The sequence below is a fragment of the Listeria kieliensis genome, from assembly GCF_003369925.1.
Lineage (GTDB): Bacteria > Bacillota > Bacilli > Lactobacillales > Listeriaceae > Listeria > Listeria kieliensis_A.
Genome location: NZ_LARY01000002.1, coordinates 1116764 through 1129140, shown reverse-complemented (window position 1 = coordinate 1129140; position 12377 = coordinate 1116764). Strand labels below are relative to the sequence as shown.

Sequence of the window (12377 nt, the reverse complement as noted above, 5' to 3'; positions counted from 1 at the left end):
TTGCTAGCTTATTTACTAGTTTTGTTTTGGAAATCGCTCTCGATTTCCTGCCCTGCGAATTGATTGGTGAAACATACTGTTTCATCGCTTTTTCGTCTTCTTTTTGTTCAGTTTTCAAAGGTCATTTCTTCTTCGCTGCTTTTTATCAGCAACTCTTTCATGTTACACTAACCAGCTCTGAAAGTCAATGGTTTTTAAACGAAATCTTTTTGGCCACTTCGTTTTATTTTTATTGTCTCTCGCTGGCACGTTTATTAATATACCATGTTTTATGGGGCTTTGCAAGCAAATTTCTAAAAAAGTTTTCATTCGTACAAAATTGTTTGTAACAGAAAATTCTAATATGTAATTATAATTAGAGCATGCTTTCCTAGAAATTTATTAAGCTATTCTGTATACTAACATTAATTTATACACGAGAGGATGATCATTATGGAAAAAACAGTCAAAAAGATTAGTCAATTAATTGGTACAGCACAGTGTTCCTTTATTCGTATTTGTGGAAATGGTTCATCCGGGAAAACTCTTCTCGCTAACCACTTATCTAAAGAGCTTCAAGCAAAAGGCTTCACTATTCATTACTTATCTACTGATGATTATTTACTTGACGGAGATGCGAAAAAGCAATTCACTTCTATAATTACTGCAAATAACCCGATTTCCTACTTTCTCCCTACTCTAGTTCGTGATATAGAAATGTTAAAAAGAAACATGCCTTTTCTCACTTTAAATGATCACAACCTTCTTCACTATAAAGGCGACCATAATGAGTTAGTCATCGTCGAAGGAATCGGAGCTAGCTTCTTAGATAAAGATCTCTTCGATCTCTCTATTTTCATTTATACAACTAGTCAAGTTGAGTTTACGTTACGTATGAAAAGAGATCATTTTGAACGAAAACTTTCCACAAATGACATCATCTCTCGCTTCAAAACACGAAGATCTGAATTCGAGAGATTTATTCTCCCTCAAAAATATAAATTTGATATCATATTAATGAATACCGGATCACACTTGTTTCTTGAGCGTTTTCCTCAAGATCCGCTTTAAGAGTCAACAGCCATTCCGTCTTTATGCAATTAGTTCAAGAGCGCGAGACAAATTGCCTCCTAAAGTTCTTATTCCACGCTATCTCTTTTTTTTAAACAACTTTATTCTAAAATATCGAAATTATTGATTTTACCAAATATCATGAACTTTAAAAGGTATAAAGAGTAATTGATTTTAAAAAATAAAACTCAATATTCTGTTGCATAATCCCTTTGTTTATTTTTCACAGTTATTATACCAATTACTATTTCATGCGCTACTTTTGGAGTGACCCCTTCATAAAACAAATATAACAAGCCTTCCTTACAATGAAGCACACACGTCTCAATGCATCATATTAGCGAATGCGCAATTAGCTTTCTGCCATTTATCCTGACAGCCACCAAATCCATTAAGAACCTACGAATTATTTTTACATGTTCCGCATATTTTTTATTTCTACTAGTAATAAAAAAAGACTAAAGTCCAAGACGAACTTTAGCCCTTTTATTTTTTAAGGCCACAACTCAATTTTCAACCTATTAAAATCAATCAAAACATCTTTCATCCTCATAAATACTTGCGTTGTGATTTTTTGGGTCTTACGTATAAGCCAAGCTTTTCCTGTTCTTTCGTTAGTGAGATATAAAGTGAGACAATCATCAATAAAATCACAATCGAAAACGGAAAAGCGACAATAATCGCCGCATTTTGTAAACCTTGCAGGCCGCCAGCAAATAGTAAGGTACTCGCAATGCCCGCTTGGAGAATCCCCCAGACCAGTTTGATTTGGAAACTTGGATTCATAACTCCATTTGTCGTTTGAATGCCAAGAACGAATGTTGCAGAGTCTGCCGATGTCACAAAAAACACAGCAATTAAAATGATTGCTACAACGGAAAGCAAGGTGCTCCATGGCAATTCGTTAAAGGCTCCGAATAAGACTTGCTCCGTCGGTAAGTTTTTCAATGCTGAATTCGCAGTTTCTTGCACATCAATTGCTGTTCCACCAAAAACTGCAAACCAAAGCGTACTTACGATCGTCGGCAGAACGATAACGCCCATCAAAAACTCACGAATCGTCCGCCCTTTTGAAATTCGCGCAATGAAAAAGCCAACAAATGGTGACCAAGACATCCACCAAGCCCAGTAAAAGATCGTCCAGCTATTTATCCATTCACGCCCAGCTGCATCTCCCGGCGCAGTTCGGAAACTCATTTGCACAAAATTTTGTAAGTAAGCACCAAAACCATTAGTAAATTCATTCATGATTTTTACAGTCGGCCCTAAAAACAAGGTAAGCACAAGCAAAATAGCCGCAATGTATAAATTGACATTACTCAAAAGCTGAATACCTTTATTTAGACCTGTCGAAGCAGAGATCATAAATAAAATGGTAACAATAATAATGATGATCATTTGAACAGTGAAATTGACCGGAACATCTGCCAAGTAAGCAAGACCTCCATTGATTTGCTGAGCTCCTAACCCGAGGGTTGTAGCTACACCGATAACTGTTGCAAAAACAGCAATAATGTCTACTACATGAGCTAGCCAGCCATTCGATTGTTTACGTAACACCGGATAAAGCGTAGCGCTAATTAAACCTGGTGCCTTTTTTCTAAATTTAAAATAAGCAAGTGCAAGCGCAACAATTGCATAAATCGCCCATGCGGAAATTCCCCAGTGGAAAAAGGTATAGCGTAGAGACTGCGTTAAAGCAGTTTGTGTGCCTACTTCTCCTCCTGGTGCATTTATTGCAAAGTGCGAAAGCGGTTCTGCCGCGCCCCAAAACACGAGACCAATCCCCATTCCAGCACTAAATAGCATAGCAAACCATGAACGATTGCTATACTCTGGCACATCATCTGGCTGTCCTAGGCGAATCGCTCCTATTGGACTCAAAATAAGGAAAATACAAAAGGCAACGATCACAACAACGACCAGTAAGTAATACCAGCCAAATGTTGAGGTTAAAAAGCTTTGAATATTGGTGGTAATTTTTTCAAATCCTTTTGGAAAGATGGTTCCCAGTAAAACAGCGGATAGTACCAAGAAAAAGGAAACCCAAAAAACTACTCCTGTCTTCTTCATAAGCAACTCCTTTATTTTTCTTTTCCCCGTAACTTTTCAAACATAAAAGGTGTTAACTCTTCATGACTAAATTTTAGTATTTTTTCTTTTTGTGTAATTACGCTATGCTGTCCCATTGCGCGCCCCCTTCCCAAATACACTCCGTTTTTCCATCAGTCACTCTAGTACAAGGGAATTAATATTTCTATTCTATCATAACATCAATCTCACCTCACGTCTGACCAGTTCTTTTTGCAAGAAACTTGGAAGAGACTTCTAAAAATTGATCAGCCTTGGCGGCGCAATAAAAAAGCTACCTGCGCGCAATCGCGCGCAGGTAGCGACTTCTCTTACTTATTTTTTTCTAGCCAATTATGCAATCGATTTAAAACTTTTTCGCGTCCAAGTACTTCGATTGCAAGCGGAAGCTCTGGTCCGTGCATTTCTCCCGTAGTTACAATCCGAATTGGCATAAACAAACCTTTCCCTTTCACACCAGTTTCTTTTTGCACTCGTTTAATCGCTGCTTTTACTTCGTCTGCTTCAAACGGTTCCAGCGTTTCCGCTTCTTTCGCAAAAGCTTCAATCACTGTTGGCACCGTTTCAGCGGCAAGCACTTCTTTTTCTTCATCGTCAAATGTCATTTCACTTGCATCTGCAAAAAACATTTCCGACAAACCAACAATTTCCGCACCATAACTCATTTGTTCATGGTAAAGCGAAACCAGTTTATGCACCCAATCGCGTTCTGCATCGCTCATGTCTTTCGAAACCACACCTGCTTCTTGAAGATGCGGTAAAGCCAGTTCTACTACATCATTTAGCGGCAATTTCTTCACATATTGGTTATTCACCCAAGTTAACTTTTGCTTATCAAACAGCGCAGGTGATTTCGATAAACGTTTTGGATCGAAAATCTTGATGAATTCTTCTTTAGAAAAGATTTCTTCTTCCCCTTCTGGAGACCAACCCAGCATGGCAATGAAGTTAAATAGCGCTTCTGGCAAAAAGCCTAGATCACGATATTGCTCGATAAATTGAATAATCGAACCATCTCGCTTACTCAATTTACGGCGACTTTCATTGACAATCAATGTCATATGCCCAAAAGTTGGCGGTTCCCATCCAAACGCATTATAAATCATAATTTGTTTCGGTGTATTTGAAATGTGGTCATCGCCACGTAAAACATGCGTCATTTCCATCAAATGGTCATCCACTGCTACCGCAAAATTATAAGTCGGCATGCCATCTTTTTTCGCGATAACAAAATCACCAATTCCATTTGTGTCAAAGGAGACTTCATCTTTTACCATATCATTAAAAGTGATCGTTTCATTTTCCGGAACAAGAAAACGAATACTCGGCTTCAAGCCTTGCGCTTCTTTTTCCGCACGTTCTGCTTCTGTCAAATGACGACATTTCCCACTATAGCGAGGCATTTCACCACGTGCTTTTTGCGCTTCACGTTCTGCTTCTAGCTCTTCTTCCGTACAATAACATTTATAAGCTTTTCCTTCATTTAAAAGTTGTTCGATTAGCGGATCATAAATATGTGTTCTTTCCGATTGACGATACGGGCCAAAGTTTCCCGGCTTATCCACACCTTCATCCCAGTCAATTCCAAGCCACTTCAAATTCCGCATTTGGCTTTCTTCGCCGCCTTCAACGTTTCGTTTTGCGTCGGTATCTTCAATCCGAATCACAAAATCTCCACCATTATGACGTGCAAATAAATAATTGAAAAGAGCGGTACGCGCATTCCCAATGTGCAAATAACCAGTTGGACTTGGCGCATAGCGTACTCGTACTTTCTTATTGTCTGACAAAATCCTTCACTCCTCGTTTTTATTTTTCAAGCAAAACAACTGCTAAACTTGTAATCCCTTCACCTCGACCAGCAAAGCCGAGTTTTTCAGAAGTCGTCGCTTTTACATTCACTTGATCCAGTTCGGCATCAAGCAACTCAGCAATCCGAGCCCGCATCGCATCAATGTGACGCGCCATCTTAGGCTGTTCCGCGATAATCGTGCAATCCAAATTAGAGAGACGATAACCTTCTTGGTTCACTTCTAAGAAAACCTTGCGAAGTAGCTCAGCAGAATCAGCATCTTTGTATGCAGCATCTGTATCCGGAAAAAAGTGTCCAATATCTCGCTTGGCAACTGCGCCAATGATGGCATCCGTTATAGCGTGCAACAATACATCCGCATCACTGTGCCCGAGCAGCCCTTTTTCATGCGGAATCTCGATACCACCAATGATGAGCTTTCTTCCCTCGACTAGCTGATGCACATCATAACCTTGTCCAATTCGAATCAATGCTCATTCCCCTCCAATTCTCCTAAAATCGCTTGCGCGAGCGGCATATCTTCCGGTGTCGTGATTTTAATATTGTAGTAACTTCCTTCAACCACTTGGATGGGCACGCCGAGGCGTTCAACGAGACTCGCCTCATCCGTTCCAAGAAAATCATCAATCGCCGCTTTTGCGTGAGCCTCTTTCAACGTTTCTTGCTTAAACGCTTGTGGGGTTTGAACTTGCCAAAGATTTTCCCGATCAACGGTTTCCTGCACGACTCCTCGCTCCACTCGCTTCACAGTATCTTTTACTTTCACGGCACAAATCGCTGCTCCTTCACAGCTAGCTGTCTCACATAAGCGATCAATCATATCTAGCGAAACAAAGGGGCGTGCTCCGTCGTGTACAAGAACAAGCTCAGCTGCTCCACACTTGGCAAGACCATTTTTGACACTATACTGTCGCTCAGCTCCGCCAGAAACCAGTTCGATTTGCGCAAGTTCAGATGCGGAAAGTGCCATTTTTTCTAGACTCTGCTGCACAATATGCTTTTCATCCGCCTGACAAACAACAATTACATGTTTGCAGCGAGAATCGGCAAGAAAAGGCTTAAGCGCATGAACAAAAATCGGTTCACTAGCTAACTCAAGCCACATTTTATTTTGATTTGTGTTCATTCGCTTCCCTTGCCCAGCAGCAAGAAAAATTAGTTCATAGTCCATTTCTTTAGCTCCTGAATCCTGTCTTAATTCGGTTTCGCGAAAATCATTCTTCCAGCAGAAGTTTGAAGTACACTCGTAACCTCCACATTAATGGCTTCATTAATAAAACGATGTCCGTCTTCAACAACAATCATCGTGCCATCGTCTAAGTAAGCAACGCCTTGATTGTGTTCCTTCCCGTCTTTCACGACAAGAACATTCATTGATTCTCCCGGCAAGACAACAGGTTTCACCGCGTTAGCCAAGTCATTGATATTTAATACCGGCACATTTTGAAACTCACAAACTTTATTCAAGTTGTAGTCATTCGTAACCACTGTTCCATTCATGGTTTTAGCCAGCTTCACAAGTTTTGCATCCACTTCCGGAACATCTTCAAAGTCGCCTTCATACATTTCAACTCGAATATTTTCCTCTTTTTGAATACGATTTAAAATATCAAGCCCTCTTCGCCCACGCGTTCTTTTTAGCGTGTCTGATGAATCGGCAATGTGTTGCAATTCTGCCAGCACAAAGAGCGGGATGACAATCGTTCCGTTTAAAAAGCCCGTCATCAGAATATCCGCGATTCTCCCGTCAATTATAACACTCGTGTCGAGAATTTTGTAGTTCTCTGCAGATGATTGATTCGCATTTGCTTGACCAGCAGCCAGTTTTTTACGTGCATTTTTCCCAGCGAACAACGATCCAAGTTCATTTCTGCGGCTCACGCCAACTCGAAACCCTAGATAGCTAAGTAAAAGCGTTAAAACAACTGGAACAACAGAATCTACAATCGGAATTTTCGTTTGACTAAATGCGTTTCCAGCAAAAAATGCAATGACTAGCCCGATGATAAGGCCAAGCCCCCCGTATGCAATTGTCGCGCCAGAAATACGTGTTAATCGTTCCTCAAGCCAATTAAGCGCGGATTCTATATATTTCACCGCCCAAAAAGTAATAAGATAAAATATAAGTGCACCAACCAGAGCATTGAAATAAGGATTGTTTAGCCACAAATAATGTCCGATTCCGATTTTCTCATAAACACCCGGCAATATAAAAACACCTGACGTTCCTCCGAGCAAAATAAAACATACTCGAATAATCCATTTTAGCATCTTCACGCCTCCTTTCATTTTCATTGTACAAAGTGTAACATGTTTCCTATCCATTTTACACTAAACCTCAGACGAACAGCAACCTTTCTCTTTGCAAAAAAGAAGCAGACCGAGATCTGCTTCCAATCATTTTGGAAGAGCTTGTTGCAAAGCTTCAGCAATCGTTGCAACCCGAACAATTTCAACGGATTTTGGAACTTTAAATTCCCCACCATTGTTCGCCGGAATAAAGATCCGTTTAAAGCCCAATTTACTAGCTTCTTTGACGCGCTCTTCAATGCGAGCAACACTTCTTATTTCACCAGTAAGCCCAAGCTCGCCAATAAAGCAATCCGTACTTTTCGTTGGTCGGTCATGGTAACTGGAAGCCACACTAACTGCAATCGCCAAATCAACCGCAGGCTCATCTAGCTTAACACCGCCTGCTGCTTTTAAATAAGCATCCTGATTTTGCAGAAGCAAGCCCACGCGTTTCTCGAGGACCGCCATAATAAGAGAAACTTTATTATAATCAAGCCCCGTCGCCATCCGCTTTGCATTCCCAAACATCGTCGGAGAAACAAGCGCCTGAATTTCCACAAGAACAGGGCGCGTCCCTTCCATAGATGCCACAACCGTTGAGCCAGACGCGTTATCCAAGCGTTCTTCAAGAAATACCTCGGAAGGATTAGCCACTTCCACTAAGCCAACATCTCGCATTTCAAAAATCCCAATTTCATTAGTTGAACCAAAGCGATTTTTAACTGCACGCAAAATTCGGTAAGCATGATGTCGCTCGCCTTCGAAATAAAGCACCGTATCCACCATATGCTCAAGTAGACGCGGCCCAGCGATCGCCCCTTCTTTCGTTACGTGACCGACAATAAATACCGTGATATTTTGCATTTTTGCAATTCGCATAAGCGCCGCTGTTGATTCTCGCACTTGGGAAACACTCCCTGCCGCACTTGTCACGTCAGGATGATACACCGTTTGAATCGAATCAATAATTACGAAATCCGGCTTAATAAAATCAATCGTCGCTTGGATAGCTTCAAGATTTGTTTCCGCATATAAATACAAATTGTCACCAGAAACCTGAAGACGCTCTGCACGAAGTTTCGTTTGTTTAACCGATTCTTCCCCAGAAATATATAGCACTTTTTTATCCGCTAGCGTAAGCTCCGCAGAAACTTGAAGGAGCAAAGTTGATTTTCCGATCCCGGGATCCCCGCCGACAAGTACCATAGAGCCTTCGACAACACCGCCACCGAGCACGCGGTTGAGTTCAGGCATCTTCGTTTGCACACGTTTTTCAGACTCACTCATCACATCTGTGATTCGCGTTGCCTTTGAAGGCTCACCTGTATGTTGAAAAGAACTACGCGTTGCCTTTTTAGAAGGTTCGAGCGCCTCCACCATTTGATTCCACTCGCCACAATTCGGACATTTTCCCATCCATTTAGGCGATTCATAACCGCAGGAACTGCAAACAAATTTTGTGGTTCGTTTTGCTTTTGCCATGTGTCATCCCCCATTCTTGCTTATTGTACCACAGAATGTTTGTTCGTGGTTTAGATTTTGCTAAACTTCTATTTTGACAAGAAAAAACGGCTAGAAATGGCATTTTCGAACCAGATCTCACCTTTTCAATTGAATACAAAAATGGCAGACTTCTTCGTCTGCCACAACATTCCAAAACTTACTATATTTGACCCAAATAAACAGTTATGCATCTAAAAAATCCTTTGAAAAACAACCTTTTCAAGATATTGCAAATGAACCGCTTCATCCTCAGACAATAAGACGACATCCACTGGAATAAGTAAAGCAGTTTCTATCTTCAATTTAATTTCATTTTTAAAACGTATTACCTCATCAATTTCATTCAAGTCTAAAAATTTATATATAATTAGAATATCAAGATCATTAGGTGTATCTGAACACAGCGAAGAGCCAAATTGATAAATTTTAATCTCTGGCACCTTCATATACTTTGTTTCCATCCTTATCATATCCGGAAAAGTATTGAGCAGGTCTATCATAATTTATTGCTCCCATCAATTCTTTAAATATAAAAACCCCAATGCCTATGCTTTGCCCGTATTCTTTCGCTTCCAATGTGTAGCTATTCCATGAAGACATTGTCACTATAGCATTTATGTCATGCAGATTTGATAATTCTATCACATCAGCAATGCCCACTGTATAGAGGTTGGTAAGATAAACTCTATATTTTTTCGAATTATATAAAGTTAAGCAATACAGATAATCGTCAACTTTATCCAAAGATCTTACTTTATCATGTTTTTTAATAATTGTTTCAAAATACAAAATGCTTTCATGTCTAGGTAAATCACTCTCATTCATCATTACTTATCCTCGTCTCCTTTTAAAATATTATCTATCAACTCCGAAAAGCGCTTCGGAAAAACCTTATAAACATTGCTATCCAACCTAGTCGTATCATTTGCTACAAAAGAAAATGCATGTTCATTAAATTCCGCAAAGCCTTTTCTTTCTTCTAAATCAAATAGATTCTCGTGCTTATAAAACAGTTCTAAAATTTTATCATTATTATCGAATATATCTTGTTTTCGAAAGTTCCAAAAGTCTAAAGTTGTTTGTTCTAACGGGTTTATTACCGCCATTTTAGAATTAGGTCCATAATTTTGCCATATAAGTTTATTTTCATTCAACAATTGACTCATTTCTATGCAAATATCTTTTTTTAACCTCTTATTATCTAAAAGTATCATTTCAGGAAGCTCTAAATCAATCAGCTCTATTATATTCTCTTGACTTGTGACATCCAAAGTATTGAAAACCCTTAAGATATCCTCCGTAAGAAAAATATTTTTTCGACCAACAAATTCAATCTGAAAAGGATTTACAAAAGTCTCTGATTTAATTTTATTATTTTGAGCCCCCACAAAAATAAACTGAATGCTATAGTTACGATCTGCATAAGATTTTAAGACTTCTTTTTTTAACGTGTTTTCTATTTTTTGTTTTGTACAAGTTGCAGTTACTTGTATTATTGTTTTGTTTTCTGTGTCCAACAAATCAATGGCTTCAGCGTTTGGTTTGACCGTATTCAGATTTTTTAAATTTAACCCTAATAAGTGATTAAACAACTTTATATAGAAATCTTCTGAATGTATGGACAAATCATTAAAATTAAGTTTTCCTCGAAGTTCAATTTCTCTATTGAGAAAAATAAGTCTTTCCAAGAAACTATCAAAATTATTTTTTCTTTTCATCAAAATATATTTCCTCCTTATAGATATTCTTAATAGAAAAATTTCAATAGTAACGTTTAGGATACATCCTCGTATTATTCATCACGCCCTTATCGTGTACATTATTTACTTTTTAGCTATTTTGCTATAAAAGTACCGCTTTTCCTGATTCTATCGAAAATAAACTTAAAACCTTATTTTCATTATCAGTTCATCAATATTCTCTGACGAACCATTTAAATTGGTATTCTTATTCAGAGACAATAGTGATATTAAAAATCAACCACTTATGGGATTATTTTCCCACGTCTTAGAAATCATATTCCATAAAGCAGTTTATTTTCTCTTCAAATTGATTACTTCCAGATCCGTGTTTGAAGCCAAAATTCTCCCAAAGCGAACCGCACATTACAGCCTGGAACTGTTTCATTGTCTGTACCTGTGTGGCTGACAAATTTGAGAACAATTCTTTTAACTCACAAATAGAGTGACTTTCTAAAAATCCCATCCATACTCTTAGAATTCCTATAGTTAAATCCGATAATTGAACAAATATCGAGCTATCAGATTTAATAAATTCATACGAAATATTTTTTCCAAATACTTCAATTATGTCCACGTCTAAAATTTTTTGAATCTCCAACTCCTCATCAAACACATGGGTAGCATTATAAAAAGTAAGAATTGAATTCCTATAGATATCAGCATAGTTTTTAATCATAACTCTGTCTTTATTTCCCTTCAAAAATATAAGAATATCTTTTCGATGACTTTTCAAACATTGCCTTAAATATTCAATATTAGAATCATATCTATCAGGGTCTATTTTTTCAAACCAATTCAGTATCTGATCAATAAACTGACCATGATTTTTCACATTTGGATAGTCAAAATAAATCAACAATTGAACAAACCAGTCTTTATCCTTATCAATATAACTATATAAGGCGCTTTTCAGCTCTCTACTAAACTCAATTCCAAAATAAGATGATTCTTCAAGTGAGTCTACAATATCAACTATACTATAATAAAAGTTGTCTCTATAAGAATAATGAATCCAACATTTATTATCATATAGCCACTCAATAAAAATTCTAACATGATTCCTAGAAATTAATTCCAAAAACACTTTAGCTTTTTGTTGAATATGTTTAAATTTTATCTCAGTTGAATTCTGCTGGATCTCCAATTTCCCTATTAATCTTTTTAAACTTTCCTTACTTGGATGTTTTCCTTTTTCAAATGCAAGCCCTCCTAATATGAAATATGCTTTCTCATTAAAATTAAAACCATCATCTGTTAAACGAAAAATACGTGCATTATTAGTCTCATCATAGTAAAGTTCATATTCCTTATCCATTTTGGGAACACCGTGAAGTTTTGAAATAGCCTCAACATATTTTGTATAGTTCATGACTACCCTGCTCCTTTCTATAACCTAACTTAAAAGATTAAAAACAGCCTCACTTCGCATCTATAGATTTACCGTTGTATTCGTCTGATCTTAAAAGATTAACAAATTTCTATCCAATTTAATAAGTTTAGTATTCTCAATTTCAGCACTAGTCATGCACAATGACTGTGGGACATGAATAAATATTCGTCCAAAAAATTTATATGAATCTAAACTCAATTGATACTCTTTAGAACAGTTATTATTATCTTTGCTTCGAATAGATTTCAACAATTTGCCGATTTAGCAAAGCTACTACTTGGATATCTCCGAAACAATTTCCGATGATTCACAAGATATTCATGTATTAGCCCTATTTTTATAAAAATAGCAACACAACATATATTTTAAGTGCCACTCAAGTCAGTTAAATGTCAAAATGATACGAGAATCGATACCTCAAATTAACTGCCTATTATCAGAAAAAAGCACCAGCCTAATGCTGATGCTTTCATTTCTTAATCAAAAATTGATAACT

General features: G+C 37.7%; 11 protein-coding genes. 1 reads left to right on the top strand and 10 read right to left on the bottom strand.

Annotation, left to right across the window (positions count from 1 at the left end):
• Nucleotides 1–432 precede the first annotated feature (432 nt).
• Entirely contained in the window at nucleotides 433–1050 is a 618-nt protein-coding gene (locus tag UR08_RS11390) for a uridine kinase family protein (RefSeq protein WP_165849991.1), read from the top strand.
• A gap of 549 nt (nucleotides 1051–1599) precedes the next feature.
• Here UR08_RS11390 and UR08_RS11385 read toward each other — a convergent pair.
• From UR08_RS11385 to UR08_RS11340, 10 genes are all read right to left on the bottom strand, one after another.
• Nucleotides 1600–3123 carry a glycine betaine uptake BCCT transporter gene (locus UR08_RS11385; RefSeq protein ID WP_115753729.1) on the bottom strand — a complete coding sequence of 508 codons (1524 nt, stop codon included), beginning with the start codon at nucleotides 3121–3123 and terminating at the stop codon, nucleotides 1600–1602.
• A 329-nt stretch (nucleotides 3124–3452) separates the two neighbouring features.
• Entirely contained in the window at nucleotides 3453–4931 is a 1479-nt protein-coding gene (gene gltX, locus UR08_RS11380) for a glutamate--tRNA ligase (protein WP_115753728.1), read from the bottom strand.
• 19 nt (nucleotides 4932–4950) lie between these two features.
• The gene (gene ispF / locus UR08_RS11375) at nucleotides 4951–5424 is read right to left on the bottom strand and encodes a 2-C-methyl-D-erythritol 2,4-cyclodiphosphate synthase (protein ID WP_115753727.1); all 474 of its coding nucleotides are present in this window, start codon (nucleotides 5422–5424) and stop codon (nucleotides 4951–4953) included.
• The gene (gene ispD / locus UR08_RS11370; RefSeq protein ID WP_115753726.1) at nucleotides 5421–6125 is read right to left on the bottom strand and encodes a 2-C-methyl-D-erythritol 4-phosphate cytidylyltransferase; all 705 of its coding nucleotides are present in this window, start codon (nucleotides 6123–6125) and stop codon (nucleotides 5421–5423) included. The genes ispF and ispD overlap by 4 nt, the downstream gene beginning before the upstream one ends.
• Nucleotides 6126–6148: 23 nt before the next feature.
• Nucleotides 6149–7225, bottom strand: a complete 1077-nt coding sequence (locus UR08_RS11365; RefSeq protein WP_115753725.1) for a PIN/TRAM domain-containing protein — start codon at nucleotides 7223–7225, stop codon at nucleotides 6149–6151.
• 126 nt (nucleotides 7226–7351) lie between these two features.
• The gene (gene radA, locus UR08_RS11360) at nucleotides 7352–8728 is read right to left on the bottom strand and encodes a DNA repair protein RadA (RefSeq protein ID WP_115753724.1); all 1377 of its coding nucleotides are present in this window, start codon (nucleotides 8726–8728) and stop codon (nucleotides 7352–7354) included.
• Nucleotides 8729–8940: 212 nt separating this feature from the next.
• Nucleotides 8941–9189, bottom strand: coding sequence for a hypothetical protein (locus UR08_RS11355; protein ID WP_133296351.1), 249 nt, complete (start codon nucleotides 9187–9189; stop codon nucleotides 8941–8943).
• A complete protein-coding gene (locus UR08_RS11350; RefSeq protein WP_115753722.1) occupies nucleotides 9176–9577 on the bottom strand; it encodes a hypothetical protein in 402 nt (133 codons plus the stop codon). The genes UR08_RS11355 and UR08_RS11350 overlap by 14 nt, the downstream gene beginning before the upstream one ends.
• Nucleotides 9577–10467, bottom strand: coding sequence for an SMEK domain-containing protein (locus UR08_RS11345; protein WP_240616093.1), 891 nt, complete (start codon nucleotides 10465–10467; stop codon nucleotides 9577–9579). Before UR08_RS11345 ends, UR08_RS11350 begins: the two co-directional genes overlap by 1 nt.
• 289 nt (nucleotides 10468–10756) lie before the next feature.
• Nucleotides 10757–11860 (bottom strand): DUF3800 domain-containing protein, encoded by a 1104-nt coding sequence (locus UR08_RS11340; RefSeq protein ID WP_115753720.1) that lies wholly within the window; start codon nucleotides 11858–11860, stop codon nucleotides 10757–10759.
• Nucleotides 11861–12377 lie beyond the last annotated feature (517 nt).

Coding starts and splice junctions, on each gene's coding strand:
- UR08_RS11390 (WP_165849991.1), top strand. CDS start 433: ATGGAAAAAACAGTCAAAAAGATTAGTCAATTAATTGGTACAGCACAG.
- UR08_RS11385 (WP_115753729.1), bottom strand. CDS start 3,123: ATGAAGAAGACAGGAGTAGTTTTTTGGGTTTCCTTTTTCTTGGTACTA.
- ispD (WP_115753726.1), bottom strand. CDS start 6,125: ATGGACTATGAACTAATTTTTCTTGCTGCTGGGCAAGGGAAGCGAATG.
- UR08_RS11365 (WP_115753725.1), bottom strand. CDS start 7,225: ATGCTAAAATGGATTATTCGAGTATGTTTTATTTTGCTCGGAGGAACG.
- radA (WP_115753724.1), bottom strand. CDS start 8,728: ATGGCAAAAGCAAAACGAACCACAAAATTTGTTTGCAGTTCCTGCGGT.
- UR08_RS11350 (WP_115753722.1), bottom strand. CDS start 9,577: ATGATGAATGAGAGTGATTTACCTAGACATGAAAGCATTTTGTATTTT.
- UR08_RS11345 (WP_240616093.1), bottom strand. CDS start 10,467: ATGAAAAGAAAAAATAATTTTGATAGTTTCTTGGAAAGACTTATTTTT.
- UR08_RS11340 (WP_115753720.1), bottom strand. CDS start 11,860: ATGAACTATACAAAATATGTTGAGGCTATTTCAAAACTTCACGGTGTT.